Here is a 25,535-nt window from a genome sequence, read left to right as displayed (position 1 = left end):
CCCTGCGCTCGGCGGCGCCGCTCAATCCTGTTGGGTCAAGGGTTTGGGGGTCAGTTCGCGGGCCTGCTGCGCGAAACCACCCAGTCGCGCAGCCAGGAGCCGATCGCGCAGCCGACGAGATAGAGTGCGAACATGACCAGGAAGAGATCCAGCCAGTAGCCGAAACGGCCGGGCACGACCCGCGTAAACGACGCCGCCACCAGCGCGGCGGCGAGCAGCGCGAGCCAGCGCATCCACATCTTCGAGACGCCCTGCGCCCGATGCACCACCGCGATCCAGCCCATGCCGAAGCCGAGCAGCGCGGCGCCGAGCAGCCAACCCCAGAAGAATGTAGCAAGCACGGTCATCGCTACTTCACCACGAATTCGATGCGGCGGTTCTGCGCCTTGCCATCTTCACTCTCGTTGCCCGCGAGCGGCTGCGTGCTGCCGTAGCCGATCGGCGTGAAACGGTTGGCAGGCAGTCCGGCACGCACGAGGTAATCGACCACGGCCTGCGCGCGGCGCTCCGACAAGGCCTGATTGGCCGCCTCCTCACCGTCGCTGTCGGTATGGCCGGCGACTTCGATCGTCGCATTGGGACAGCGCATCGCGGTCTCGATCAGGCGGTCGAGCAGACCGGCGGAGTCAGGGACGATGTCGGCCTTGCCGGACTCGAAGCGGATCCTGCCCTTGGAGAGGATCTCGGAAAACAGCTGCTGGCACACGGTGGGATCGACCGGCGCCGCCGCCGGCTTGACCGTGACCTCGGCCTTGTACTGCCAGCCCTGCGGGAAATCCTTGCCGAGCCCGTCGCGGATCTGGCCGGCCGCGGCATCGTAGAGCGCATCGCCCGACAGCTTCACCTCACGGTCCGACACCACGAGCGTACCGGTCGACAGCCGCGACAGCGCGCCGAGCGCGGGCACCACCGCCGCCGCAAAGCCTGAGGGCGCGCCGATGCTGGCCTTGAGATTGTCGACGACCTTTTCGCTGAAGAACTTGCGGCCGGCGGCGGCGACCAGCGCGGCATGCACGTTGTTGTCGGGCACGTAGCCGGTCAGCGTCAGCGTCACCGCGACCGGATCCTTGTAGGCCTGAAACACGTAAGGCGGCGCCTTGATGTCGTTGGCGGCGATCGAATAGCCTTCCGGCAGATTCTTCAGCGCCGCCGCGACCGCTTCGCGTCCGCCGAGCTCGCGCGCCATGCCGGCAAGAGCAACCTTGGTGTCGGTCAGCGTGATCTTGCCTTCCTTCAATTTGCCGATCTGGTCGAGCAGCAACAGCGCCGCAGGGTCGAACCGCGACGGCGCGCCACGGGCGAGCGCCATCTGATCCACCACCTCGACACCGCCGAGACTGGCCTTCGCGGCCTCGGTCAGCTTGCTCTTGCTCGACGGCAGCGGCGCATTGCCGCCAAGCGTGACCCGCACCACGTCGCGTTCGGCGGACCACACAAAGGGCTTGGCTTCGGGAACGAGGCGGGTCTCGTCGTTGACCAGCCGCACGCCAGGCATGGCCTCGACCGACGCCACTGCGCTGAGCCGGCCGTCCTCGGAGAAGGCATTGGCCGCAAAGGTCACGTCGCGGCCGTCGACGCTGATGCGGCGCTTGTCGAGCACGGTGTCCTTGAGTGCGGCATTGGAGCGTGCAGCAAGGTCGGCTTCGACCGTTCCCGTTGAGGTCCAGGCCGCGATGCCCCACAGGACGACCAGTGGAATCACCCCCGGCCACCACTTGCTACTCCACTTGAAAAGTCCGTGCATTCAGCGTCCTGCGGGTCTGGAACCAGAGAGAAAACAAACCCTTGGCTGACTGTCAAACCCCAAATCAAAGGCCATGGCGGGGGCGCCATATTGGATCGGGATAACAGTTTCTTCAGTGCTCTTTCGCTAAGTTTGCGGCGGAATGCAAATCGGCCAGCCCGTGCCCCTCATGAAACAACTCCGTAACACCGTGATCCGTGCCGGGATGGAGGCGTTGTATTTCTCGGGTGCGCATATCCTGCTGCGGCCGATCTTTGCCGGCGTCGGCGCCATCTTCATGCTGCACCACGTCCGCCCGCGGCGCGCCGACGCGTTCCAGCCGAACCATCATCTCGAGGTCACGCCGGACTTCCTGCGCGCGATGCTGACGCATCTGCGCCTGCTCGACGTCGATGTCGTCAGCATGGACGAGGCGCATCGCCGCCTCACCGAACGGAATTTCGCGCGGCGCTTCGCCTGCTTCACCTGCGACGACGGCTACCGCGACAACCGCGATTTCGCGCTGCCCGTGATGCGCGAGTTCGGCGCGCCGTTCACGGTCTTTGTCGCGAGCGATTTCGCCGAGGGCTGCGGCAAATTGTGGTGGATCGCGCTGGAGCGGATCATCGCGGCGGCGTCGGCGATCGAGGTGCCGATCGCCGGCGTGATGACGCGGATCGACACCGCGACGCCGCAGGCCAAGCGCACAGCGTTCGGCCGCATGCACGACTGGCTGCGTTCACTGCCGGGCGAGCGGGAGATGCAGGCCGAGATATCGGCGCTGTGCATCCGTCACGGCGTCGACGAGACCGGCATCGCGCGCGAGCTCTGCATGTCCTGGGACGAGCTGCGCGGCTTTGCCGACGATCCGTTGGTCACGATCGGCGCCCACACCATCACCCATTGCAATCTCGCCAAGCAGAGTGAGACCGTCGCATCGTTCGAGCTCGCCACCAGCCGGGCGCAAATCGAGGAAGCGCTGCAGCGGCAGGTCGCGCATCTCGCCTATCCCTATGGCGACCGGATCGCCGCCGGGCCGCGCGAGTTCGCGCTCGCCAGATCGATCGGCTTTCGGACCGCGGTGACGACGCGGCCGGGCATGCTGTTTGCCGAAAGCGCCGACCATCTGACCGCGTTGCAGCGGGTCTCGCTGAACGGCAACTACCAGGACGCGCGGCTCTTGCCGGTGCTGACATCAGGCGCCGCCACCGCGGTATGGAACGGCTTTCGCCGCATCGACGCGGCGTAGTCCACTCCTCCTAGCCCGGATGGAAGCGCAATCCGGGGCAGTCGCATCCACGGATAGCACTTTCCCGGATTTCGCTTCGCTCCATCCGGGCTACCGATCCCTTCCCTCTTCTTGACTCGATCCCCGGCCGCGCCCAGAACCACTGGCAACGCAATGGAGGGAGCGCATGTTCAAGGATCTGTTCTCACTGAAGGGCCGCGTCGCACTGGTGACCGGGGGATCGCGCGGCATCGGCAAGATGATCGCGGCCGGTTTCCTCGCGCAAGGTGCCGCGAAGGTCTACATCACCGCGCGCAAGGCAGGTCCCTGCGAGGCCACCGCCCAGGAGCTCACCGCCGCCTATGACGGCGAATGCATCGCGCTGCCGATCGACATCTCGACGGTCGAGGGCTGCGAGAAGCTCGCCGGTGAAATCATCAAGCGCGAGCCGAAGCTCGACATCCTGGTCAACAATGCCGGCGCGGCATGGGGCGCGGACTTCGACGAATTCCCGGAGAGCGGCTGGGACAAGGTGATGAACCTCAACGTCAAGTCGATCTTCTTCCTGACCAAGGCGCTGGCCAGGCCGCTGCGCGCGGCGGCGACGCATGACAAACCGGGCAAGGTGATCAACATCGCCTCGATCGACGGCATCTTCGTCAACCCGATGGAGACCTATTCCTATGCCGCGAGCAAGGCCGCGGTGATCCACCTGACGCGCCGGATGGCGACGCGCCTGATCAAGGACAACATCAACGTCACCGCGATCGCGCCCGGCGCCTTCAAGTCGGACATGAACCGCGCCGCGCGCGACCACGCCGACGAGGTCGCCAAGCGCGTTCCGTCGCGGCGGGTGGGCAGCGACGAGGATATGGCGGGCACCGCAATCTATCTCGCCTCGCGCGCCGGCGACTATGTCGTGGGCAACACCATCGCGGTCGACGGCGGCGTGGTCTACGCGACGGCAGGGCTGGAGATCGCGGGGTAAGCGACCGCGCCTCTTACGCCCATCAGAGCATCACTGGTAATACAAAGGGCGCCTCGCCCGCAGCGGGGCGCCCTTTCCGACGCCTCTGGCTAGCTCCATCTGAAGCACGCCGCCAGACCTCACACACGCGACGATGTGAACTTCTGTTTCACATCACTCACGCGGGACATCACAGGGGGGCTCCGTCAAAGCGGACGCGCGCGGCATGGATATCGGAATAGCGACGGTCGGCCCAATCGATGAGGCTCGCCATCGGCTCCAGCAGGGATTGGCCCAGCGGGGAAAGGCAATATTCAACGCTCGGCGGCTTGGTCGGAAAGACATGGCGGGTGATAAGTCCGTCGCGCTCCAAGTCGCGCAGCGTCTGGGTGAGCATGCGTTTGGAGATGTCGCGGATGGCGCGATGAAGCTCGCTGAAGCGCTGCGGTCGCGTCGCGAGGGTCATGATCATGAGTATGCTCCATTTGTCGCCGATACAGTCGAGCACATCGCGCACCGGGCAATGGACGGGTTTTACTGACCGGGCGTCGTCCGATTGATATCGGCTGAATCGCTCGATCGCGCTCAATGCCTCGCTCATGCCGGTCCCCTTTTTCTCTCCTGGTTACAAAAAACTGCCTCCTTACGGGGCAGGCCGAAGGTCTCTATGTGAGACCTACCCTAGAATATAGGCCACCTGGTACCCGGAGAATACGCATGTTTCTAGTCACTGGAATTACAGGAAAAGTCGGCGGCGCAACGGCCGGGCATCTGTTGGCGCAAGGCAAGAAAGTACGGGCGCTGGTTCGCGACCGCGCGAAGGCGGCAAGCTGGACGGACCAGGGAGTGGAACTGGTGGACGGCGACTGGAACGACACGGCCGCGATCGAACGGGCGCTCAAGGGCGTCGACGGCGCGTTTGTCATGTTGCCAGCCGTCTGGGCCCCCTCGCCGGACTTCAAGGAAGCCAAGAGCGTCATCGCGAACTATGTCGAGGCGCTGACCAAGGCCGCGCCTCCGCGGGTCGTCGGGCTCTCGTCGATGGGGGCGAACAGGACCGGCGAGCTAGGGATGATCACAGCCCTGTCGTTGCTGGAGCAGGGCTTTCGCAAACTGACATCGCCGACCGCCTTCGTGCGCGCCGGCGGGTTCTTCGAAAACTTCCTTTACGGCCTGCACGTCGCCCAGGGCGGCACGCTCCCCGTGTACTACAACCCGACCAACCGGAAATCGACCATGGTCGCGACGAACGACATCGGCGCCGAGGTGGCGACGCTGCTGACCGGGCCGGCGTGGTCGGGGCAGCGCGTCATCGAACTTGGTTCGATGGTCAGCGCGGATGAAGTCGCCACGCAACTGGGCGATGTCATGCAGCGCGAAGTCACGGCCTTCGCTGTCCCGCGTGCCGAGTGGCCGGCAGCATTCGAGCAACTCGGCATCCCGAAGGGCCAAACCGGACCGGCTGAAGCGATGTTCGACGCCGTCAACGCTGGCTGGATGGACCTTGGCGTACCGGGCACGGAGCGCGTCGCCGGCACAACGCTTCCCCGCGATGTCTTCGCGGCGGCCCAGAAGGCGGCCACGGCGTAGGTCCGCGGATCAGCGATGAGATGCGACTTCGGACCTGTTCCGGAAATTCGCATCTTCTTCGGAGCGAATGCGTCGCGGCCGGCCGTCTCTCCGCGACGCCCTCATCAGAAAAGGATGGACAAATGTCAACGATTTCCTGGCGCCGAGTCTCGGCCTTGGCGCTTGCAGCCTTCTTCGTCGTGGGATCGCTCAGCAACATCTTCGCCCCTGGGTCTATCTACGAAGAATATCTGCGGTGGGGATACCCGTATTGGTTCCATTTCGTAACCGGATCGCTGGAACTCACGACCGCCGTTCTGCTGGCGCGGGCACGGACGCGGCTGTGGGGCTCGGCGCTCGGCTGCACCGTGATGTTGGCAGCGCTCGCGACCGTCACATTCCACGGCGAATACGGGCACGGCCTGGCGCCGCTTGTCGTGGCAACACTATCGATAGTCGTCGGCTGGATTGCCTGGCCGAAGCGGATCCCCAGCTCGGCATGACTGTCGCCACTGGAGGCCGAGGGAATCTCCGCGTGCTCGCGTTCACGGGTGAAAATCTCAACATCGTTGCGCGGCTCCGTGCACGTCCGGACTGGCGAACGGCGAGTGGCCGCCCCCTGTTCGTCGTTCAAAGGCTCGACGCAAACGCATCGACAAGTCGGTCGAAGGCTTCGGCTCTTTCCCACTGCGTGGCGTGGCCGGCACCGTCGATCACCTGAACCTGGCCGCGCCATAATGTCGGCGCGGGCAGCCGTTGCAGATAGCCGAGATCGACCATCTGCTCCTCGCTGCCATGCACGATGGCCAGCGGAATCCCGAGGCCGCGCACGATCTCGACTTCGTCCGCAAAGCGGCCGGCCTGCACGCTGGCACCGAGATAGCCGCGCGCATTGCCGTCGGTGCGGCGGAAATCGGTGTCGACGAACGCAGGCAACGGCGCATAGTCCGGCGCGAAGACCGTTTTCAGCCAGGCCGCGATCTCGACATCGCTGGGTGCCGGCGTGAACGTGGTGGCCGACAGCCCCTTGAACCCGGAGAACCCGTCCGGCGTCTTGGCGATCGGCGGCGTCCCGAAAATCATCAGCCCGGCCGCCATCGGCAAAGACCGGGCTGCGTTGAGCACGGCGTGTCCGCCGAGGCTCCAGCCCACCACCACCGCGTCCTTCAGCCCGAGTTCTTTTGCGGCCGCGGCGATGCAGCCGGCATAGCCTGCACCCGAATAGCCATGCTCCGGATCGGGCGCTGGCGACGAGCCGCCATGGCCGGGAAGATCGATCGCGACCAGCCGGTATTTGGCGCCAAGCGGCCCCTGGAGTTGCTTCTGCCAAATCTGCGACGACGACGAATTGCCGTGGACGAGCAGGATGTCGCGGCCGGTACCCGCGCTCTCGAAGCCCGCGATCGTCTGCTCCCCGAGCTGGAGCTTGAGCGGACGCAGGGTCGGCCCCGGGAAAATCTCTTCGCTCATGATGGCCCCGCCGTAATCCCGATCCGCGACAACCGGCTCAAGCCGTCATTGCGGTTCATGTGTTGAAGCTTGTGATCTCCGGGCGAAGGCATCGCGCTTGTCAAGCCGGGAAGCCCCAGCGTTTTATCGCGCGCGAGCGAACGCACGTCTCAGGAGAAAAGGGGCAAGCCAGGACCTTCTCGGCTTACCCCTTTTCGGCCACTCCGGGAGGAGAGGAACTGCTAGCTGAAACTCAGCTCTCGATCCTCACATACTCGAAGTCGCCGGGCTTGTTGTCGATGCCGACCTTGGGCGGCGAGATCCAGGAGGCGAACTCGCCCGGCTCGGTGACCGGCTTCATCAGCGAGGCGATGAAGTCGCCGTCCGCGGTCGACGGCAGCCAGTCGTTCTTGCGCTTCGCCCAGGTGGCATCGTCGATCAGGAGGCCATCGGGCGTCGCATGGATGTCCTTGAACTCGCCGATCTGGCGGTGGAAGGCGGTGTTAGGCACCGCGAGCTTAAAGTCGATGCCGGCGGTGGAGATCACCTTGTTCCAGCGCAGCATGCCCTTGACGCAATCCTGCGTGTAGTCGTCGCGCAGCCGCATGTTGAGCGCGGTCAGCGCCGGCTCGTCGACCATCTTGATCTGGCCGTCCACCATCTTCATGACCGGATAGGTCGAGCTCTTGAGCTGGTGATCGTCCTCGATCGTGGTCTCCTTGTAGCGGCCCTTGATGCCGGCGTTGAAGGCATTGGCCGCATTGGTCGACACTTCGGAGCCGAACAAATCGAGCGACAGCGAATAATGCAGGTTCAGCTTCTTCTGGATGGTCGGAAGATCGATGACGCCGAGCGCGCGGATCCTGGCGATGTCGTTCGGATCGGTGATGCCGGCTTCCGTCATCGCATCGCAGGTGCGCTGCACGACGCGGGTGATGCCGGTCTCGCCGACGAACATGTGATGGGCTTCCTCGGTCAGCATGAAGCGGCAGGTGCGCGACAGCGGATCGAAGCCCGACTGCGCCAGCGAGTGCAGCTGCATCTTGCCGTCGCGGTCGGTGAAGTAGGTGAACATGAAGAACGACAGCCAGTCCGGCGTCGCCTCGTTGAAGGCCCCTAACATGCGTGGGCTATCCGCATCGCCCGAGCGGCGGCGCAACAAATCGTCGGCTTCCTCGCGGCCGTCGCGGCCGAAATACTTCTGCAAGAGGTAGACCATCGCCCAGAGATGGCGGCCTTCCTCGACATTGACCTGGAACAGATTGCGCATGTCGTAGAGCGAGGGCGCGGTCTTGCCGAGATGGCGCTGCTGCTCGACCGAGGCCGGCTCGGTGTCGCCCTGGATCACGATTAGGCGGCGCAGCATCGCGCGATGCTCGCCGGGGACCTCCTGCCAGGCCGGCTTGCCGTAGTCCTCTCCGAACGGAATGACGCGATTCTCCTCCTGTGGAGCAAGGAGAATGCCCCAGCGATATTCGGGCATCCGTACGTAGTCGAACTTGGCCCAGCCGCGCGGATCGACCGAGTAGGCGGTGCGCAGATAGACCAGCGATTCCTGGAATCCTTCCGGACCCATGTCGCTCCACCAGTCCATGTAGCCGGGGTGCCAGCCCTCCAGCGCCTTCAGCACCTGGCGGTCTTCGGCGAGATTCACATTGTTCGGAATCTTGGTCGAGTAATCGACGTTCATGATGTTCATGGCCGTGCTCCCTTAAACTCGCGTCATGTCGAATTGCGCCTTCTGGCCGGTGCCGTAGCGGCGCAGTGCGCCCTCTTCGCCGACCGCATTCGGCCGCTGGAAGATCCAGTTCTGCCACGCCGTGAGGCGCGAGAAGATCTTCGATTCCATGGTCTCGGGACCGACGAAGCGCAGATTGGCTTCCATGCCGGTGAGACCGTCGGGCGAGAACGAGGTGCGCTCCTCGAAGAACACGCGGACCTCGTCGTCCCAGTCGATGTCGTCGAGCGCGAAGGTGACGAGACCCAGTTCCTCGGCCTCCTCCGCGTCGAGCGCCTTGCCGATCGAGCCTTGTGCCCGCTCCAGATCCATTGGATCGGCCTGGAAGCGCGATTGCAGCCGGGTCAGGCCATGGCTCATCGGATAGGGCCCGAAATTCATCGCCGTCAGCTCGATCGCCGGCGGCGGCCGGTTGTCGCCCTGCTTCTGGCCGATCAGCATGTAGGAGCGGTCGGCGGCGAACACGAGCTCGGCCAGGGTGCCGACGAAGCAGGAGCCGGGCTCGACCAGCGTCACCAGCGTGCGCGAGGTGACGTCGATGCGCTTGAGCACGCGCTTCCAGTAATGCCTGACCTCGTTGACCAGCCAGTGCGCCTTGTTGGCCTCCAGGAACGCGTCATAGGACACGACATTGGCGCGGTCGCCGTGGCTCTTGAACACCAGCATCGCGGTCTCGAGTTCGTTGATCCGCAGATGCAGGATCGCATCGTCGAGCTCGCGGGCGACCTGCAGCGGCCAGAACGAAGCGCCCTGCGCGATCATGCCGTCGATGTCGGCGGGCGCCGCAGTTTCCGGCGCCTTGATCGAGATGGTGGCGATGCGCGCGGCGCGATCGATGTCGACGCTGACGAAGCCGTAGCGGATCGCGCTGTCGTCGATGGTCCGCGTCAGCGGCGCCAGTGCGATGCCTTTGCCTGCGCCGTTGCGCTTCGACCTGGCGGCGAATTCCTTGACGCGCTCGGCAAGCTTGCCCTCGAGCTTGGAGTTCGGCGCGATCTCGTCGACCAGCCGCCACTGCAACGCGCGCTTGCCCTTGATGCCTTCCTCGATGGTGCAGAAGAAGTCTGCGTGGTCGCGGCGCACCTTGCGCTTGTCGACGACGCGGGTCAGGCCGCCGGTGCCCGGCAGCACCGCGAGCAGCGGCACTTCCGGCAGCGCGACGGCGGCGGCGCCGTCATCAGCCATCATGATGTGGTCGGTCGCGAGCGCCAGCTCGTAGCCGCCGCCGGCCGCGGTGCCGTTGACGACGGTGATGAAGCTCTGGCCGGAATTCTCGCTGGAATCCTCCAGGCCGTTGCGAGTCTCGTTGGTGAACTTGCAGAAGTTGACCTTGTGGGCGTGGGTCGAGCCCGCCAGCATCCGGATATTGGCGCCGGCGCAGAACACCCGGTTCTTGCCCGAGCGTATCACCACGACCTTCACCTCGGGATGCTCGAAGCGCAGCCGCTGCACGGCGTCGGCGAGCTCGATGTCGACGCCGAGGTCGTAGGAGTTCAGCTTGAGCTGATAGCCCTCGAACAGGCCGGCGTTCTCGTCGACGTCCATAATCAGAGTCGCGACGTCGCCCGCCACGTCGAGCTTCCAGTGCCGGTAGCGCGACGGGTTGGTCTGGAAGTCGATGTACTTCGCCCCGCCTGCAAGGACGCGATCGTCACCAGCCATGGGCCACCCTTATCTGTTGTTCGTTTGAAGGTTCGTCGTCGAAGTCTTCATGCACAATAATGCATGTTTTTGGTCTCGTCTAGTTCAAAACTCAAAAACATGCATTTTGTTTCATGTTCGGGAAATTCGCCCGCTCAGCCAATGGCCTGGCACCGGCACCAAAAGTCAGGCCACCAGTGCCGGGTCGTCGCGCAGCGCTGCCCTGGCGAATTCGGTGACCGCTTCGAGCGTGACAGAGGGCGCCTCGCGATGCGGCGAGTGGCCGGCGCCTGCGATCGCGGCGACATCGACCGGGCAGTAACACTCGTCCTGGGCGATCTCGACCTGGCGCATCGTGCCATATTGATCATCGGCACCCTGCACGATCAGCAAGGGCACGCGGATATAGGCGAGATACTCGGAGATATCCCAGTCGCGGAAAGCCGGGTCGAGCCAGGCGTCGTTCCAGCCACGGAAGGTGTTGTCGACGTCCTTGTGCCAGCGCGCGAGCTTCTCCTTCAGATTGGTGGTCTCATACGCCGTCTTGATCTCGGCGATCGACTTCACCGAGATGTCCTCGACGACGAAGTGCGGCGCGATCAGCGCAAGACCCTGCAGACGATGATCCTGATGCGCGCCGGCATAGATCGCCGCGATCGAAGCGCCGTCGGAGTGGCCGACCAGCAGGCCGCGGCGGAAGCCGATCCGGTCGAGCAGCTTCGGCAGCACGTCGAGCGCCTCGCGATGCATGTAGTCGACCGGGCGCGGCAGCTTCGCCGGCGACGACGCGCCATAGCCCGCACGCGAATAGGCGAACACGCCGGCGCCGGTCGCCGCCTGCAACTTGTCGGGGAAATCGCCCCACAGCCCGACGCAGCCGAGACCTTCATGCAGCATCACGAGGGTCGGCGCCGTCTCGGGTGACGGGCCGATCATCCGGTATTCGAGATCGGCGCCGTCGATGGTGAGGAAGCCTGTGGGGTTCAAGTTCGTCATGATCGTCGTCCCGGCGAAAGCCGGGACCCATACGCCGCGGCCGCTGTTTTGAGAAATGGTGTCCGACGGCTTTTGCGCAACAACTAAAGCCTGTGGTTATGGGTCCCGGCTTTCGCCGGGACGACGTGGGGAGTTAGTGCTCGTGTTCCCGCAACTTGAATCGCTGTATTTTCCCGGTCGCCGTCTTCGGCAGATTGTCGACCACATCGATCCAGCGCGGATATTTCCACGACCCGATCTTCTGCTTGACGTGTTCCTTCAGTGCCTCGTGCAGGCCTTCGGCCGAACTCTCGGGCCGCAGCACCACATAGGCCTTCGGCTTCAGCAGCCCTTCCGGATCGGCCTCCGGCACGACCGCCGCCTCCAGCACCGCGGGATGGGTGATCAGCGCGCTCTCGACCTCGAACGGCGAGACCCAGATGCCGGAAACCTTGAACATGTCGTCGGCGCGGCCGCAGAAGGTGTAACGGCCGTCGGCATCGCGCGTATATTTGTCGCCGGTGCGGGTCCACGCGCCTTCGAAGGTGGCGCGGCTCTTGGCGCGCTGATTCCAGTAGCTCTCGCCGGCCGAGGGCGCATCGACCAGGAGCTCGCCGACCTCGCCGTCAGCGACATCGGCCCCCAGCTCGTTGACCAGCCGCACCTTGTAGCCGGGCACCGGACGCCCCGAGGAGCCGTATTTGATGTCGCCGGGCGCGTTCGACAGGAAGATGTGCAAGAGCTCGGTCGAGCCGACGCCGTCGAGGATGTCGACGCCGAACCGCGCGCGCCACGCATTGCCGACCGATTCCGGCAATGCCTCGCCGGCCGAGGTGCAGACCCGCAGGCGATTGCCCGCGGCTTGCGCCTTGGTCGCCTCGTCGTTCAGCATCGCCGCGAACAGGGTCGGCACGCCGAAGAAGATGCTGGGATGATAGTTGTTCAGCAGTGCGAACATCACCGCCGGCGTCGGACGCTCCGAGTTGAGCACCGTGGTGGCGCCGACCGACATCGGGAAGGTCAGCGCATTGCCGAGCCCATAGGCGAAGAACAGCTTTGCCGCCGACAGCCCGACATCATCCTCGCGGATGCCAAGCACCTGTTTCGCATAGGTCTCCGCCGTCGCCGCAAGATTGGAATGCAGATGCCGCACGCCCTTCGGCATGCCGGTCGAGCCGGACGAATAGAGCCAGAACGCCGGCTCGTCGGCATGCGTCGGCGCGGTCGCGAACACGTCGCTCTCGCGCGCGATCTCGTCCGACAGTTTCTTGTGGCCGTGCGCGTCCTTGCCGGAGACCACGACATGCTCGAGGTCGGGCATGCGCGCGATGATGTCCTTCACGACCGGCAGCAGCGCCTCGGAGACGAACAGCACGCGCGCGCGGCAATCGCCGAGGATGTAGGCGTATTGCTCCGCGGTCAGCAGCGTGTTGAGCGGCACCGGCACCACGCCGGCGCGGATCGCGCCGAGGAACACGATCGGGAAATCGACCGTATCCAGCATGATCATGGCGACCCGCTCCTCGCGGCGGACGCCGAGCCGGCGCAGCATGTTGCCGAGGCGGCGGCTCTGCTGCTGCAACTCGCCATAGGTGATTTGCGACACCGTATCGTCGAACACGACCTTGTCGCCGCGGCCCTCATCGACATTGCGGTCGAGCAGCCAGGAGACTGCGTTGTAGGTCATGGCCCGCTCCTCAGGCACAGGCGCACTGCGCCTGCCCTCTCCCGTCAAGATTTAAGAATTATAATTCATACAAAGCCACCACATTGGCTTGCTGTCAATCCTCGTCGGCATTATGTTTCCTAGACCATTGGACCTGATTCAGTCAGGACCGCGCGTCGCACGGGGATCATGACCGAAGCCAACGATCCGGAAACCGACTTCCTCGAACAGCTCGGCCAGCGGGTGCGCACCATGCGCGCGCTCCGCGGCATGTCGCGCAAGGTGCTCGCCAAGGTCTCCGGCATTTCCGAACGCTACATCGCCCAGCTCGAAAGCGGCAAAGGCAATGTCTCGATCGTGCTGCTGCGCCGTGTCGCAGGCGCGATGGGCGCCCATCTCGAGGACCTGATCCCCTCGAGCGAGCCGGTTCCGGACTGGGCCGTGATCCGCGATCTGCTGCGCAAGGCTTCGCCGAACCAGATCGCGCAGGCCAAGGACATGCTCGCCGGCAGCAGCCCGCTGGCGCCGCGCGGCGCCTCGTTCTCCGGCATCGCGCTGATCGGCCTGCGCGGCGCCGGCAAGACCACGCTCGGGCGGATGCTGGCGAAGAAGATCGGCTGGAGCTTCGTCGAGCTCAACAAGGAGATCGAGGCGCAGAACGGCCTGTCGGTTGCCGAGATCATCGCGCTGTACGGCCAGGAAGGCTTTCGCCGCATGGAGCAGGCCGCGCTGACGCAGCTGCTCGCGCGCAAGGAATTGATGGTGCTGGCGACCGGCGGCGGCATCGTCTCCGAGGCGCTGACCTTCGACCTGATCCTGTCGTCGTTCTACACGATCTGGCTGAAGGCCGAGCCAGAAGAGCACATGGCCCGCGTCCGCCGCCAGGGTGATCTGCGGCCGATGGCCGACGATCGCTCGGCGATGGCCGAATTGCGCAACATTTTGGTCAGCCGCGAACCGCTTTACGCCCGCGCATCGGCGGTGGTCGACACCGCAGGCCTCTCGGTCGATGCCGCCGCGGCGCGGCTGATCGATTCCGTGCGGCCGGTGCTGCAGAACGAAGCGCGCTCGTTCGGGCTACGCAGCGCGGCGCTGTAGCTTTCGGCCTTACCCCGTCATTGCGAGCGAAGCGAAGCAATCCATCCTTCCGCGTATGGTCGGAGCATGGATTGCTTCGTCGCTTCAGCGCAAAATTGCTTCGCAATTTTGTCGCGAGCTCCTCGTAGTGACGAAAATCGTCAGCGAAGTTGGACTACCTTAAAGCAACCGGCTCTTCACATCATCCGCGCCGTCGCGCAGCAGCGGCAGGAAACGGTCGATCAATTCCTTGGCCGGAACACGATCGACATGCGCGCCCATGTTGATGGCGGCAACGATCGTGCCGTCGTAGCGGCGCACCGGCACCGAGATCGAACGGAAATGCGGCTCGGCTTCGCGATCGACCAGTGAGTAGCCCTGCGCACGATCGGCGATGATGGTGGCGAGCAGCTTTTTCGGATCGGTCGTGGTCTGCGGCGTCACGGGATCGCGGCGCATCGCCTTGAGGCGTGCCGCAAGCTCGGCATCGCCGAGCCGGCCGAGCATGGCGCGGCCCACTGACGTGCAGAACGCCGGCAGCCGATAGCCGATATCGAGACCGGCGGAGAACACCCGCGTCGGGCTCGAACGCGCGACGAACACGACGTCGTCGCCGTCGAGCAGCGCGAGCGAGGCGATCTCCTGCGCTGCGGTGGCGATGCGATCGAGCACCGGCTGCAGCACCGTCACCACCTGGTTGGATTGCAGGAACGAGCCCGCCAGCGTCAGCACATGCGGCGTCAATGTGAACAGCTTGCCGTCGGTCGAAACGAAGCCGCCATGCGCGAGCGTGAACAGGATGCGGCGCGCGGTGGCGCGCGGCAAATCGGCGGCACGCGCCAGATCGCTCAAGGTCGCAGGACCCGAGACGGTGCCGAACACCTGCAACAGACGCAGGCCACGATCGAGCGCCTCGACGAAGTCGGTGGCGCGCTCGTCCTGATCGGTCCGCTTCAGCTTGGGCATGGGGGCTCGCGGATTTGAACGGTTCAAAAATTGCGCTTGCTGTCCAAAACAGACATGGCATAATTCGCACATTAGTTCAATAGACGAACAAATCCAAATTCGGGAGACGCCGCCATGATGAGCCAGGAAGCGAACGATCTGATCACCCGCACGAGGGCTAAGGACCCCTGCGGAAAGCTGATGCGGATGTACTGGCAGCCGGCGGCGCTGGTCGACGAGCTGGAAGGGCCGCGCCCGGTTCGGGCGGTGCGGCTGCTCGGCGAAAACCTGGTGCTGTTCCGCGGCGAGGACGGAAGCTACGGGCTGATCGATCGCCACTGCGCGCATCGCGGCGCCGACCTCGCCTTCGGCCGGCTAGAGCATGGCGGGCTGCGCTGCGCCTTCCACGGCTGGCTGTTCGACACCAGTGGCCAATGCATCGAGACGCCGGCCGAGCCGGTTGGATCGCAGCTCTGCAAAGGCATCAAGCAGCGCTCGTATCCGGTGGTGGAGAAGAGCGGCATCCTGTGGGCCTGGCTCGGCGAAGGCACCCCGCCGGCATTTCCGGAGCTCGACTGCTTCGTCGCGCCCGACAGCCATACGTTCGCGTTCAAGGGCCACATGAACTGCAACTGGCTGCAGGCGCTCGAGGTCGGCATCGACCCGGCGCACGCCTCCTTTCTGCATCGCTTCTTCGAGGACGAGGACACCTCGGCCGCCTACGGCAAGCAATTCCGCGGCGCCTCCGCCGGCAGCGACATGCCGATGACGAAAATCCTGCGCGAATATGATCGGCCGATCATCAATGTCGAGCACACCGAATACGGCCTGCGCCTGATCGCGCTGCGCGAGCTCGACAGCGAGCGCACCCATGTGCGCGTCACCAATCAGCTATTCCCGCACGGCTTCGTCATCCCGATGTCGACCGAGATGACGATCACGCAGTGGCACGTGCCGGTCGATGACGAAAACTGCTACTGGTATGCGATCTTCACCAGCTACGCGGCGCCGGTCGACAAGCAGAAGATGCGCGACCAGCGGCTCGAGCTCTATACGCTGCCCGACTACAAGTCGCGCAAGAACCGCAGCAACGATTACGGCTTCGATCCGCACGAGCAGGCGACCGAGACCTATACCGGCATGGGCACCGACATCAACGTCCACGACCAATGGGCGGTGGAATCGATGGGCGCGATCCAGGATCGCACCAACGAGCATCTCGGCCAGAGCGACAAGGCGATCGTGCAGTACCGCCGCCTGCTGCGGCAGGAGATCGAGAAGGTCTGCGGCGGCGAGAAGCCGATGCTGTTCCTCGACGACGCCTCCGCGCGCAGCATCCAGGGCCCGGCCACGATGGACGGCATCGGGCCGACCCAGGGCTGGGAGCTCTACTGGATGGAGGTCGACGTCAAGCGCCGCCGCGGCGCGCCGTGGGCCGCTCCCGTGCCGCGCGAGATCGCCGGCAAGGTGCATCACCTGACGGCGGCGGAGTGAAGATGGTTTCGATGGCGCAGCACGGTATCCTTCACCTCGTCCCGCTTGCGGGGAGAGGTCGGATTGCATCGCCAGATGCAATCCGGGTGAGGGGGTACAGGTCTATCGATAAATCGAATCGGCGGAGAGAGCCCCTCACCCCGACCCTCTCCCCGCGTAGAGCGGGGCGAGGGAATAGTGAAGGAGTGACGCGGTGAGCTTCGTGGAGCGTCACGGCCTGTGGTCGGATGAGCAGAAGGAGGCCGCGAACCGCCTCCGCCGCGTCGTCGAGGAGAAGAACCTCGAAGTCATCCGCCTGTCATTCCCGGACCAGCACGGCATCCTCCGCGGCAAGACGCTGATCGCCAGCGAAGCGATGCGCTCGCTGGAGGGCGGCTGCTCCATCACCACGACGATGCTCGCCAAGGACACCTCGCACAAGACGGTGTTTCCGGTGTTCACATCAGGCGGCGGCTTCGGCATGAAGGAGATGGAGGGCGCGGCCGACGTGCTGATGGTCGCCGACCCCACCACGTTCCGCGTGCTGCCCTGGGCGGAGAACACCGGCTGGCTGCTGTGCGACCTCTATTTCAGCGACGGACGGCCGGTGCCGTTCGCGACCCGCAACCTCTATCGCAAGGTGCTCGATCAGCTCGCAAGCCGCGGCTACGATTTCGTCGCCGGCCTCGAGGTCGAATTCCATCTGTTCAAGCTCGACGACGCCCACATGGCGCCGGAGGACGCCGGCCAGCCCGGCCGGCCGCCGTCGGTCAGCCTGCTGTCGCACGGCTATCAGTATCTCACCGAGCAGCGCTACGATCAGATGGAGCCGGCGCTCGAGATCATCCGCCGCGACATCATCGCGCTCGACCTGCCCTTGCGCACGGTCGAGGTCGAATTCGGCCCGAGCCAGTGCGAATTCACCTTCGCGCCCACTGTGGGTCTTGCGCCCGCCGACATCATGGTGCTGTTTCGTTCTGCGGTGAAGCAGATCGCGCGCCGCCACGGCTATCACGCGACCTTCATGTGCCGGCCGAAGCTGCCGAACGTGTTCGCGAGCGGCTGGCACCTGCACCAGTCGCTGGTGTCGCGCGCCAATGGCGAGAACGTCTTCATGGCGAAGGAGACCGGCGAGCCGTTGAGCCCGCTCGGCCGCGCCTGGCTCGCCGGCCTGATCGAGCACGCACGGGCCTCGACCGTGTTCACGACGCCGACCATCAACGGCTACAAGCGCTACCGTTCCTATTCGCTGGCGCCTGACCGCGCGATATGGGGCCGCGACAACCGCGGCGTGATGATCCGCGTGCTCGGCGGCACGAATGATCCGGCAACGCGGCTGGAGAACCGGATCGGCGAGCCGGCCGCCAATCCCTATCTCTACATGGCCTCGCAAATCCTCTCCGGCCTCGACGGCGTCGACCGCAAGCTCGATCCCGGCCCGTCCGCCGACACGCCCTACGAGACCAAGGCCGCGCTCTTGCCGAAATCGCTGCGCGAAGCCGTGTTCGCGCTTCAAGACGATCCGTTCTTCCGCCAGGCGCTGGGGCCTGAGTTCGTCGACTATTACGTCTTCATCAAGAACGCGGAGATCGAGCGTTTCCAGGCCGAGGTGTCGGACTGGGAGCAGCGCGAATATTTCGAGATGTTTTGAGGCCCGCTTTTCTCGTCGTCCCGGCGAAGGCCGGGACCCATAACCACCTCTGATCATTAGCTTGCACAGCGGCTTCCCTCGGAGCCAAATGAAGGGCCGCGGCGTATGGGTCCCGGCCTTCGCCGGGACGACGTCGAGTATGGTGCCAGAGCGGGGTCTCCTAAAATCAGATCCCCAGATACTTGTGCTGCAGCTCCGGCTCGGCGATCAGCTGCTCGCTCGTCCCACTCCACACCGTCTTGCCGCGCTCGATGATGTAATGGCGGTCGGCGATGCGGGTGAGGTTTCCGACGTTCTTGTCGATCACCAGCACCGATTGCCCGCGTCCCTTCAGCATCGACAGGCAGCTCCAGATCTCGTCGCGGATCAGCGGCGCAAGGCCTTCGGTGGCCTCATCGAGGATCAGGAGCTTCGGATTGGTCATCAGCGCGCGGCCGATCGCGAGCATCTGCTGCTCGCCGCCGGACAGCGTCACGCCCATATTGCTGGTGCGTTCGGCGAGCCGCGGGAACAGCGCATGGATCTTGTCGATCGTCCAGGGATCGGAGGCGTTGAGGCGATTGCCCGATGCCGCGACGAGATTTTCGCGCACCGTCAGGTTCGGAAAGATCTGGCGGCCCTCGGGCACCAAGCCGATCCCGAGCTTTGCGATCTTGTACGACGGCAAGCCGCGCACCGCCTCGCCGGCGAAACGGATGGCGCCTGATCGCGCGGGCGTCAGGCCCATGATGGAACGGATGGTCGTGGTCTTGCCCATGCCGTTGCGGCCCATCAGCGCGACCATCTCTCCCGCTTTGATCTGGAGCGACAGGCCGTACAGCACCTGGCTCAACCCGTAGCAGGTCTCGATCGCGTCGACTTCGAGCAGTGGTTCAGCGGTTTTGGTGTCAACCATGGCGCGTCACCGCATGCTGATCGCCGAGATAGGCGCGCTTGACCTCTTCGTCCTTGCGGATCGCATCCGGCACGCCGCAGGCGATGACGCGGCCATAGACCAAGACCGTGATGCGGTCGGCCAGCGCGAACACCGCCTCCATGTCGTGCTCGACCAGCACGATGGTCACTTCCTTTCGCAGCTCCTTCAGCAGCGCGACCATCCGCGCGGATTCGGTGACGCCGAGCCCGGCCATCGGCTCGTCGAGCAGCAGAAGCTGCGGCTTGGTGGCGAGCGCGACCGCAAGCTCGAGCTCGCGCTGCTCGCCATGGCTCAATTGCGAGACCACGATATCGGCGCGCTTGCCGAGGCCGACGCGCTCCAGCGCCGCGCGCGCGGTGGCGCGCAGGTACCGCTCCTTGCGCGCATTGCCCCAGAAGCGGAACGAATGGCCGTCATGTGCTTGCGCGGCGAGCGCGACATTGTCGATCGCGGAGAAATCCTTCAGCAACGAGGTGATCTGGAACGAGCGCGCGAGCCCAAGCCGGCTGCGCTTGTAGGATGGCAGGTGCGTGACATCGCGGCCTGCGAAGTAGATGGTGCCGGAATTCGGCATCACCTGCCCGGTGAGCTGGCTGATCAGCGTGGTTTTGCCGGCGCCGTTGGGACCGATGATGGCGTGCAGTTCGCCCGGAATAACCTCCATCGAAAGGTTGTCGGTCGCGGTGATGCCGCCATAGCGGCGCACCAGATTGTCGACGCGGAGCAAGGGATCTGGCAAGGAATCAGCCACGGCTCATCCTCCCGAGCAGGCCCATGATGCCGCCGCGCGCGAACAGCACGATCAACAGCAGCACCGGGCCCAGGATCAGTCCCGAATATTCGGTGAACTGCGACAGCACCTCCTCGAGCAGCAGATAGACGATCGCGCCGACGACAGGGCCGAACAGCGAGCCCATGCCGCCGAGGATCACCATCACCATCAGGTCGCCGGAGCGGGTCCAGTACATCACGGCGGGGCTGACGAAATCGGTGTTGTTGGCGAGCAGCGCGCCGGCCAGGCCGCAGATAGTGCCGGCAATCACGAAACAGACCAGGCGGTAGCGGTTGGCATGGAAGCCGATCGCCTGCATGCGCTGCTCGTTGGAGCGGACGCCCTGTACCACCAGGCCAAAGCGCGAATTGACGATGCGCCAGATCAGATAGAGGCCGCCGAACAGGCAGGCGAGGCAGAGGTAGTAGAACTGGTTGCGGTCGGACAGATTGATCAGGCCGGCGAAATCGCTGCGCTTGTAGACGGTGAGCCCGTCATCGCCGCCGTAGCGCGACAGGGCCGAGGCGACGTAATAGGCCATCTGCGCGAAGGCCAGCGTGATCATGATGAAATAGACGCCGCGGGTGCGCAAGCTGAGCGCGCCGATCAGCAGCGCAAACAGCGCCGAGACCGCGAGCGCCACCGGCCACTGAATGAAGCCGGAGCCAATGCCCTCGGCGGCGAGGATGCCGACGGCATAGCCCCCGATGCCGAGATAGGCGGCATGGCCAAAGCTCATCATGCCGCCATAGCCCATGATCAGATTGAGGCTCGCAGCCGCCAGCGCATAGATCGCGATGCGGGTGAACAGCGTGAGGATGAAGATATTGCCGGTGACAGCCGAATAGACCGGCAGCAGGACCAGCGCGGCGCACAGCAGCGCCGCAACCGCATTGGAGACGTTGAGCTTGGGCATCATCGTTTGGCCGCCGGGAACAGCCCCTCGGGCCGCAGCACAAGGATGATCGCCATCAGGAGATAGATCAGCATCGAGGACAGTGCCGGCGCCGCGGTCGAGGCCGCCGCCCCGCTCAACACCTTGCGCAGCAGGTCGGGCAGGAACGCGCGGCCCATCGTGTCGATGATGCCGACGAAGACCGCGGCCATGAAGGCGCCGCGGATCGAGCCGATGCCGCCGATCACGATGATGACGAAGGCGAGGATCAGGATGTTCTCGCCCATCCCGATCTGCACGGTGAGGATCGGCGCCTGCATCAGCCCGGCGAGACCGGCGAGCGCGGCGCCAAGGCCAAACACCAGCGTGAACAGCAGCTTGATGTTGATGCCGAGCGCCCCGATCATCTCGCGGTTGGAGGCGCCGGCGCGGATCAGCATGCCGACGCGGGTGCGCATCACGACAAGATAGAGCATCGCGGCGACCGCCAGCGCGACCACGATGATCATCAGCCGGTAGGCCGGGTAATACACACCGGGAATGATCTGCACCGGCACGGTGAGCCAGGCCGGCAGCGGCAGCGCGAGGCCGGCCGGGCCCCAGATCAGCCGGACGGCGTCGTTAAAGAACAGGATCAGGCCGAACGTCGCCAGCACCTGGTCGAGATGGTCGCGGCCGTAGAGATGCCGGAGCGCGACATATTCGAGCACGATACCGAGCAAGAGCGTGGCGCCCAGCGCCATCAGCGCGCCGAGAACAAAACTGCCGGTCCAGGCCACGAAGGTCGCCGCGAAATAGGCGCCCATCATGTAGAGCGAGCCGTGCGCCAGGTTGACGAAATCCATGATGCCGAACACCAGCGTCAGTCCGGCCGCCAGCAGGAACAGCAGCAGGCCGAATTGCAGGCCGTTCAGCAGTTGTTCGACGACGAGATACATGGATCCTTCAATGGGCTGAAACAAAACAGCGGCAGCGCGCGCAGTCGCGTTGCACGCTGCGCGTTCTCCCTCGCCCCGCTCTTGCGGGGAGAGGGTTGGGGTGAGGGGCTGCCTCCGCAGACCGGACTCGTGGAGAGTCCCCCTCACCCGATTGCTTCGCGCATAGCCGAAGCTGCGCTTCGGCGTCCTTCTTCAAGAACGGCCGCCGGAGGCGGCCTATGCTCTCCCCGCAAGAGCGGGGCGAGGTGAAGAAAGCAAGCCGCGCGCCAAAAGGCGCCCGCCCCTCACTTCATCGCGCACTTGTCGTGGAATTTATCCTGGTCGTCCTTGACGATGGTCGCGACCGTCTTCAGCGAGAGCTGGCCGTCGGCATCCTTGACCACGTCCTGCAGGTAGAAGTTCTGGATCGGGATGTGGTTGTTGCCATACTTGAACGGGCCGCGCAGCGACTTGAAGTTGGCCTTCTCCATCTCCGCCTTCATGGCGTCCTTCTTGGTGAGGTCGCCCTTCACCGCGACCACGGCGCTGTTGATCAGCTGGGCGGCGTCATAGGCCTGGGCGCCGTAATAGGTCGGACGCAGGCCGGGATACTTCTTGCGATAGTCCTCGACGAACTTCTTGTTCTCGGCGTTCGGCAGGTCGTTGACCCATTCCTGCGCGCCGGGAATGCCGATCGCGTTGTCCTTCTGCAGCGGCAGAGACAATTCGTCGACGGTGAAGGCGGTATAGAGCGGAATCTGCGCCTTGATGCCGGCCTGGGCGTACTGGTTCAGGAACTGGACGCCGGCCGCACCCGGATAGAACACGAAGATCGACTCGGCCTTGGAGTTGCGCGCCTTGGTCAACTCGGCGGAGAAGTCGAGCTGGCTCGGCCACACCGTGTATTCCTCGCCGACCACCTCGCCCTTGAAGGTGCTCTTCACGCCCGCGAGCATGTCCTTGCCGGCGGCATAGTTCGGGCCAATCAGGAACACCGACTTGACGCCCTTCTGGTTCATGTAGAGGCCCATCGCGGCGGGCGTCTGGTCGTTCTGCCAGGAGGTCGAGAACACGTAAGGCGAGCACAATTCGCCGGCGAGCTGCGACGGACCGGCATTGGCCGAGATCAGGAAGGTCTTCGAATCGACCGCGGTCTTCAGCGACGCCAGCAGCACGTTCGACCAGATGTAGCCGACGATGAAGTCGACCTTGTCGGACTGCACCAGCTTCTCGGTCTTCTGCTTGCCGACGTCAGGCTTCTGCTGGTCGTCCTCGTAGATCACTTCGACCGGCTTGCCGTCGATCTTGCGGCCAAGGTGGTCGAGTGCGAGCTCGAACGAATTGCGCATGTCGTTGCCGATCACGGCGGTCGGACCGCTGAAAGTCGAGACAAAGCCGATCTTCACGCTGTCAGCCGCCGTCGCGGGCTGCGCGAGCGCCAGAGCCATGGCGCCTGCCAGCCAAAATGCTTTTTTCATATTCACTCCCCTCCTCAACCAAAGATCCCGCCAGGCTTGATCACGAGGGCCCGGGGGTCACGCTTTGCGCGCGCCGTTCTGTGACGTGTTTTGTGCGCGATATCGCAAGTGTGCAGCAAGCATGAACCGACGGCACTCGATTAGAACCTTCGGCGCATACTCCAGCACCTTGCATCATAATTCGTCCAAATCGGCGATGGCAAGAACTATAATGCCGGTTGCGTGGGCAACGATTGTCGCAGAGCCCGGCCTTGAGGAGGTCGCAACGCAGCAGGCTTTAACGATCCGGTAAAGCAGGCGGAAACCACAGGCCGGCACGCGCTCGCAGGCTTCATGGTCCGGAAAGCATCACTGGGCGACGCTGCCGCCAAAGGGGTGCGTCACATGCTGAATTACATCTTCGGCTTCAATGCCCGGATGGGCCGGCTGGCCTTCTTCTTCTGCAGCTTCGTGACCGGCATCGGCTTCTTGATGCTGGTCTACGGCATCACCGGCAACGCACCGGCGAGCGGCAGGATGGACGTGCTGCTGGCGCAGGCTGCGAACAGCCCTGCCTTGATCTTTTCCTTCTATGGCATGCTCGTCGTCTGCTTCATGCTGCAGTCGATGCGCGTGCGTGACATCGGATGGGATCCGGTCTGCGTGATGGCGGCATGGATCGCCCTCATGGTGCTCGACCGGGCCATTGCCGGACGATTTCCCGAATATGCGTTGACCTATCAGCACAGTGCAACGGTGGTCGGCACGGCCGTCAATGGCGTGATGAACCTGGTCCTGACGTTCTGGCCGGGCAGCGGCCATGTCGATGAAGCCTCGTCCTTGCCGCGCGAGGGCGGCGGCGATGGCATGTTTGAACGAAACAGCGCACCGACCGCCGGCGGCAGCCGCGTGGCGCGGATCGCGAGCGGCGAATTCGGCGGCAAGACGCGGTAGCGGCCTCATCGTCGTCCTTGCGAAAGCAGGGACCCATAACCACAGGGTTAGATTGTTGAAGCGGGCTGGGGCCCCAGCATCGCAAACCAATTGCCATTCGTGGTTATGGGTCCCGGCTCGGAGGCCGGGACGACACTGAGTTTGTGGCGCGGTCACTGCGTTACGGAGGCTGAGCCGCTACCCCTGATCCACCGCCCATTCGGCGCCGTCGATCGCATAGGGCGCGTGGCGGAAATCCCGGATCGTCGCGACCTTGTCGGCCGACCAGTCGAGCAGCATGAACGATCGCGGCGGCCCACCCTGTGCGTTCGGATCGAACACCAGGATCGCGGGACGTCCCTCAACTTGTCCGGTCACCAGGTGCCAGTCGTCGATCTTCGAATAATTGCCGAAGTAGCGTGACACCTCGGCCTTGCCGTTCAGACGTGTCTTGTTGACGAGCTCGAGCCTGATGTCGTCGGCGATCATGGCGCGGATGGCATCGAAGTCGCGGTCATTGAAGCGGCCGACATAGGCGTTCAGCCTGAGACGATCAGCCGGCGCCAGGCCAGGCCGCGGCGCGTCGTCGGGCTCGCGGGAGAACGCGCGCAGTTGCGTGCGTCCGCGGTGCAGCGCGGCCTTCACCGCGGGCAGGCTGAAATCCATGATGCCGCAGACTTCCTGCAACGAGCAGCCGAGCACATCCATCAGGATCACGCTGGAGCGCTGCGCCACCGGCAGCCGCATGAAGGTGCGCAGGCTGCTTGCCGCGATCTCGCGGCGGCTGACGTCGTCAAGCTCTCCGGCCATCATGTCCACCTCCTCCGGCGCGTGGAGCGCTTCCTGGCGGTTGCGCCGCCTGAGGAAATCGAGCGCGGTGTTGTGCGCGATCCGGAACAGCCAGGCTTCCGGGTGCTGGATCGGGGCTGCGGGCGCGAAGGCTTCCATCGCCTTGATCAGCGCGTCCTGCAGCACATCCTCGCCGTCGATGACCGATCCGACCATGCGGGCGCAATAGCGATGCAGCCTTGGCCGCATCGCCGCCAGCAGCGCCTCGACATCGGTCGCGGCTGGCGCTTGGGGTGGTGGCGTCATGATGGCTCCGGCAGATCGCTTCAAGGCAAGTCGGTTCAAGGCCCGTCGGTTCACGGCGCATCCAGCATACGATAGTTTCCGACAATCACAGCACTGCGAACCAGCGGCGGCTCGGCGCAACGATCGCGGATGCCGTCCTGGAAGGTCTGGAAGGCCGCCAGCTTCGGGATCGGGCTCGAGCCGTCATCGGCCGCGGTCTCGACCATATGGATGAAGGTGTCGTCCTCCAGCCGCAGGGTCAAATAGCGCACGCCATCCGGGTTTGCCGCCTTCAGCTCGGCGAACACGGCCGCAACCAGCGCCGCATTCTTCTCCGCCATTTCCGGCTTGGTCTTGTACCTGATCAGGGTCCGTCTCATCGCAGCCTCCTTGGCCTGGTTCTGCGGCTCGAACAGGCCGCGTCATACCCAAGGACGTTTGCCGGCGGTCAAAGGATGCGGTCCGGCAA

Annotated in this window: 24 protein-coding genes; 8 read left to right on the top strand and 16 right to left on the bottom strand. The window is 64.6% G+C overall.

What is annotated here, in order from left to right:
- Positions 1–50 precede the first annotated feature (50 nt).
- Positions 51–347 carry a hypothetical protein gene (locus tag ACVIGB_RS35895; RefSeq protein ID WP_456719114.1) on the bottom strand — a complete coding sequence of 99 codons (297 nt, stop codon included), beginning with the start codon at positions 345–347 and terminating at the stop codon, positions 51–53.
- A gap of 2 nt (positions 348–349) precedes the next feature.
- Entirely contained in the window at positions 350–1,744 is a 1,395-nt protein-coding gene (locus ACVIGB_RS35890) for an OmpA family protein (RefSeq protein ID WP_456719115.1), read from the bottom strand.
- Between the two features lie 169 nt (positions 1,745–1,913).
- Here ACVIGB_RS35890 and ACVIGB_RS35885 point away from each other — a divergent pair, with 169 nt between their 5' ends.
- Positions 1,914–2,972 carry a polysaccharide deacetylase family protein gene (locus ACVIGB_RS35885; RefSeq protein ID WP_456719116.1) on the top strand — a complete coding sequence of 353 codons (1,059 nt, stop codon included), beginning with the start codon at positions 1,914–1,916 and terminating at the stop codon, positions 2,970–2,972.
- Positions 2,973–3,138: 166 nt separating this feature from the next.
- The gene (locus ACVIGB_RS35880; protein WP_456719117.1) at positions 3,139–3,939 is read left to right on the top strand and encodes an SDR family NAD(P)-dependent oxidoreductase; all 801 of its coding nucleotides are present in this window, start codon (positions 3,139–3,141) and stop codon (positions 3,937–3,939) included.
- A 169-nt stretch (positions 3,940–4,108) separates the two neighbouring features.
- Here ACVIGB_RS35880 and ACVIGB_RS35875 read toward each other — a convergent pair whose 3' ends face one another.
- Positions 4,109–4,519: a winged helix-turn-helix transcriptional regulator gene (locus tag ACVIGB_RS35875; RefSeq protein WP_456719118.1), complete on the bottom strand. Its 411-nt coding sequence runs from the start codon at positions 4,517–4,519 to the stop codon at positions 4,109–4,111.
- 116 nt (positions 4,520–4,635) lie between these two features.
- On the opposite strand from ACVIGB_RS35875, the gene ACVIGB_RS35870 reads away from it, so the two are divergent.
- Complete coding sequence (locus ACVIGB_RS35870; protein WP_456719119.1) at positions 4,636–5,508, top strand: NmrA family NAD(P)-binding protein; 873 nt, start codon at positions 4,636–4,638, stop codon at positions 5,506–5,508.
- A 122-nt stretch (positions 5,509–5,630) separates the two neighbouring features.
- Positions 5,631–5,990, top strand: coding sequence for a DoxX family protein (locus ACVIGB_RS35865; RefSeq protein ID WP_456719120.1), 360 nt, complete (start codon positions 5,631–5,633; stop codon positions 5,988–5,990).
- A 127-nt stretch (positions 5,991–6,117) separates the two neighbouring features.
- Here the strand turns inward: ACVIGB_RS35865 and ACVIGB_RS35860 are convergent, their stop codons facing one another.
- The 5 genes from ACVIGB_RS35860 to ACVIGB_RS35840 all read right to left on the bottom strand — a co-directional run bounded on the left by ACVIGB_RS35860 (position 6,118) and on the right by ACVIGB_RS35840 (position 12,977).
- A complete protein-coding gene (locus ACVIGB_RS35860; RefSeq protein ID WP_456719121.1) occupies positions 6,118–6,957 on the bottom strand; it encodes an alpha/beta fold hydrolase in 840 nt (279 codons plus the stop codon).
- A gap of 232 nt (positions 6,958–7,189) precedes the next feature.
- Entirely contained in the window at positions 7,190–8,626 is a 1,437-nt protein-coding gene (gene boxB, locus ACVIGB_RS35855; RefSeq protein ID WP_092126577.1) for a benzoyl-CoA 2,3-epoxidase subunit BoxB, read from the bottom strand.
- A gap of 21 nt (positions 8,627–8,647) precedes the next feature.
- A complete protein-coding gene (gene boxC / locus ACVIGB_RS35850) occupies positions 8,648–10,336 on the bottom strand; it encodes a 2,3-epoxybenzoyl-CoA dihydrolase (protein ID WP_456719122.1) in 1,689 nt (562 codons plus the stop codon).
- A gap of 165 nt (positions 10,337–10,501) precedes the next feature.
- A complete protein-coding gene (locus tag ACVIGB_RS35845) occupies positions 10,502–11,311 on the bottom strand; it encodes an alpha/beta fold hydrolase (RefSeq protein ID WP_456719123.1) in 810 nt (269 codons plus the stop codon).
- Between the two features lie 133 nt (positions 11,312–11,444).
- Positions 11,445–12,977 carry a benzoate-CoA ligase family protein gene (locus tag ACVIGB_RS35840; RefSeq protein ID WP_456719124.1) on the bottom strand — a complete coding sequence of 511 codons (1,533 nt, stop codon included), beginning with the start codon at positions 12,975–12,977 and terminating at the stop codon, positions 11,445–11,447.
- A 126-nt stretch (positions 12,978–13,103) separates the two neighbouring features.
- On the opposite strand from ACVIGB_RS35840, the gene ACVIGB_RS35835 reads away from it, so the two are divergent.
- Positions 13,104–14,054, top strand: coding sequence for a helix-turn-helix transcriptional regulator (locus ACVIGB_RS35835; RefSeq protein ID WP_456724992.1), 951 nt, complete (start codon positions 13,104–13,106; stop codon positions 14,052–14,054).
- A gap of 159 nt (positions 14,055–14,213) precedes the next feature.
- Here the strand turns inward: ACVIGB_RS35835 and ACVIGB_RS35830 are convergent, their stop codons facing one another.
- Positions 14,214–14,999, bottom strand: coding sequence for an IclR family transcriptional regulator domain-containing protein (locus tag ACVIGB_RS35830; RefSeq protein WP_456719125.1), 786 nt, complete (start codon positions 14,997–14,999; stop codon positions 14,214–14,216).
- 114 nt (positions 15,000–15,113) lie between these two features.
- Here ACVIGB_RS35830 and ACVIGB_RS35825 point away from each other — a divergent pair, with 114 nt between their 5' ends.
- A complete protein-coding gene (locus tag ACVIGB_RS35825) occupies positions 15,114–16,472 on the top strand; it encodes an aromatic ring-hydroxylating dioxygenase subunit alpha (protein WP_456719126.1) in 1,359 nt (452 codons plus the stop codon).
- A gap of 193 nt (positions 16,473–16,665) precedes the next feature.
- Positions 16,666–18,102 (top strand): glutamine synthetase family protein, encoded by a 1,437-nt coding sequence (locus ACVIGB_RS35820; RefSeq protein ID WP_456719127.1) that lies wholly within the window; start codon positions 16,666–16,668, stop codon positions 18,100–18,102.
- A 166-nt stretch (positions 18,103–18,268) separates the two neighbouring features.
- Here the strand turns inward: ACVIGB_RS35820 and ACVIGB_RS35815 are convergent, their stop codons facing one another.
- The 5 genes from ACVIGB_RS35815 to ACVIGB_RS35795 all read right to left on the bottom strand — a co-directional run bounded on the left by ACVIGB_RS35815 (position 18,269) and on the right by ACVIGB_RS35795 (position 23,080).
- Positions 18,269–18,997, bottom strand: a complete 729-nt coding sequence (locus ACVIGB_RS35815; protein ID WP_456719128.1) for an ABC transporter ATP-binding protein — start codon at positions 18,995–18,997, stop codon at positions 18,269–18,271.
- The gene (locus ACVIGB_RS35810) at positions 18,990–19,757 is read right to left on the bottom strand and encodes an ABC transporter ATP-binding protein (protein WP_456724993.1); all 768 of its coding nucleotides are present in this window, start codon (positions 19,755–19,757) and stop codon (positions 18,990–18,992) included. Before ACVIGB_RS35810 ends, ACVIGB_RS35815 begins: the two co-directional genes overlap by 8 nt.
- A gap of 4 nt (positions 19,758–19,761) precedes the next feature.
- Positions 19,762–20,709 carry a branched-chain amino acid ABC transporter permease gene (locus ACVIGB_RS35805; protein WP_456719129.1) on the bottom strand — a complete coding sequence of 316 codons (948 nt, stop codon included), beginning with the start codon at positions 20,707–20,709 and terminating at the stop codon, positions 19,762–19,764.
- Positions 20,706–21,623 (bottom strand): branched-chain amino acid ABC transporter permease, encoded by a 918-nt coding sequence (locus ACVIGB_RS35800; protein ID WP_229168596.1) that lies wholly within the window; start codon positions 21,621–21,623, stop codon positions 20,706–20,708. Before ACVIGB_RS35800 ends, ACVIGB_RS35805 begins: the two co-directional genes overlap by 4 nt.
- Positions 21,624–21,907: 284 nt before the next feature.
- Positions 21,908–23,080 carry an ABC transporter substrate-binding protein gene (locus ACVIGB_RS35795; RefSeq protein ID WP_092122981.1) on the bottom strand — a complete coding sequence of 391 codons (1,173 nt, stop codon included), beginning with the start codon at positions 23,078–23,080 and terminating at the stop codon, positions 21,908–21,910.
- Between the two features lie 384 nt (positions 23,081–23,464).
- Between ACVIGB_RS35795 and ACVIGB_RS35790 the strand changes: the two genes are divergently transcribed.
- On the top strand, positions 23,465–24,013 hold the full coding sequence (locus tag ACVIGB_RS35790; protein WP_176533955.1) for a hypothetical protein: 549 nt from the start codon (positions 23,465–23,467) through the stop codon (positions 24,011–24,013).
- 177 nt (positions 24,014–24,190) lie between these two features.
- Here ACVIGB_RS35790 and ACVIGB_RS35785 read toward each other — a convergent pair whose 3' ends face one another.
- Positions 24,191–25,087 carry a sigma-70 family RNA polymerase sigma factor gene (locus ACVIGB_RS35785; protein WP_456719130.1) on the bottom strand — a complete coding sequence of 299 codons (897 nt, stop codon included), beginning with the start codon at positions 25,085–25,087 and terminating at the stop codon, positions 24,191–24,193.
- 50 nt (positions 25,088–25,137) lie between these two features.
- Positions 25,138–25,446 carry a hypothetical protein gene (locus tag ACVIGB_RS35780; protein WP_456667321.1) on the bottom strand — a complete coding sequence of 103 codons (309 nt, stop codon included), beginning with the start codon at positions 25,444–25,446 and terminating at the stop codon, positions 25,138–25,140.
- Positions 25,447–25,535 lie beyond the last annotated feature (89 nt).

Source organism: Bradyrhizobium sp. USDA 4341 (assembly GCF_054063755.1).
Note: the sequence above shows the minus strand (reverse complement) of the source record. Positions and strands in the feature narration are given on the sequence as shown.

Bases quoted from the DNA above. Each gene is read 5' to 3' on its own strand.
- ACVIGB_RS35895 (WP_456719114.1), bottom strand. From the start codon at position 347: ATGACCGTGCTTGCTACATTCTTCTGGGGTTGGCTGCTCGGCGCCGCG.
- ACVIGB_RS35890 (WP_456719115.1), bottom strand. From the start codon at position 1,744: ATGCACGGACTTTTCAAGTGGAGTAGCAAGTGGTGGCCGGGGGTGATT.
- ACVIGB_RS35885 (WP_456719116.1), top strand. From the start codon at position 1,914: ATGAAACAACTCCGTAACACCGTGATCCGTGCCGGGATGGAGGCGTTG.
- ACVIGB_RS35880 (WP_456719117.1), top strand. From the start codon at position 3,139: ATGTTCAAGGATCTGTTCTCACTGAAGGGCCGCGTCGCACTGGTGACC.
- ACVIGB_RS35875 (WP_456719118.1), bottom strand. From the start codon at position 4,519: ATGAGCGAGGCATTGAGCGCGATCGAGCGATTCAGCCGATATCAATCG.
- ACVIGB_RS35870 (WP_456719119.1), top strand. From the start codon at position 4,636: ATGTTTCTAGTCACTGGAATTACAGGAAAAGTCGGCGGCGCAACGGCC.
- ACVIGB_RS35865 (WP_456719120.1), top strand. From the start codon at position 5,631: ATGTCAACGATTTCCTGGCGCCGAGTCTCGGCCTTGGCGCTTGCAGCC.
- ACVIGB_RS35860 (WP_456719121.1), bottom strand. From the start codon at position 6,957: ATGAGCGAAGAGATTTTCCCGGGGCCGACCCTGCGTCCGCTCAAGCTC.
- boxB (WP_092126577.1), bottom strand. From the start codon at position 8,626: ATGAACGTCGATTACTCGACCAAGATTCCGAACAATGTGAATCTCGCC.
- boxC (WP_456719122.1), bottom strand. From the start codon at position 10,336: ATGGCTGGTGACGATCGCGTCCTTGCAGGCGGGGCGAAGTACATCGAC.
- ACVIGB_RS35845 (WP_456719123.1), bottom strand. From the start codon at position 11,311: ATGACGAACTTGAACCCCACAGGCTTCCTCACCATCGACGGCGCCGAT.
- ACVIGB_RS35840 (WP_456719124.1), bottom strand. From the start codon at position 12,977: ATGACCTACAACGCAGTCTCCTGGCTGCTCGACCGCAATGTCGATGAG.
- ACVIGB_RS35830 (WP_456719125.1), bottom strand. From the start codon at position 14,999: ATGCCCAAGCTGAAGCGGACCGATCAGGACGAGCGCGCCACCGACTTC.
- ACVIGB_RS35825 (WP_456719126.1), top strand. From the start codon at position 15,114: ATGATGAGCCAGGAAGCGAACGATCTGATCACCCGCACGAGGGCTAAG.
- ACVIGB_RS35815 (WP_456719128.1), bottom strand. From the start codon at position 18,997: ATGGTTGACACCAAAACCGCTGAACCACTGCTCGAAGTCGACGCGATC.
- ACVIGB_RS35805 (WP_456719129.1), bottom strand. From the start codon at position 20,709: ATGATGCCCAAGCTCAACGTCTCCAATGCGGTTGCGGCGCTGCTGTGC.
- ACVIGB_RS35800 (WP_229168596.1), bottom strand. From the start codon at position 21,623: ATGTATCTCGTCGTCGAACAACTGCTGAACGGCCTGCAATTCGGCCTG.
- ACVIGB_RS35795 (WP_092122981.1), bottom strand. From the start codon at position 23,080: ATGAAAAAAGCATTTTGGCTGGCAGGCGCCATGGCTCTGGCGCTCGCG.
- ACVIGB_RS35790 (WP_176533955.1), top strand. From the start codon at position 23,465: ATGCTGAATTACATCTTCGGCTTCAATGCCCGGATGGGCCGGCTGGCC.
- ACVIGB_RS35785 (WP_456719130.1), bottom strand. From the start codon at position 25,087: ATGACGCCACCACCCCAAGCGCCAGCCGCGACCGATGTCGAGGCGCTG.
- ACVIGB_RS35780 (WP_456667321.1), bottom strand. From the start codon at position 25,446: ATGAGACGGACCCTGATCAGGTACAAGACCAAGCCGGAAATGGCGGAG.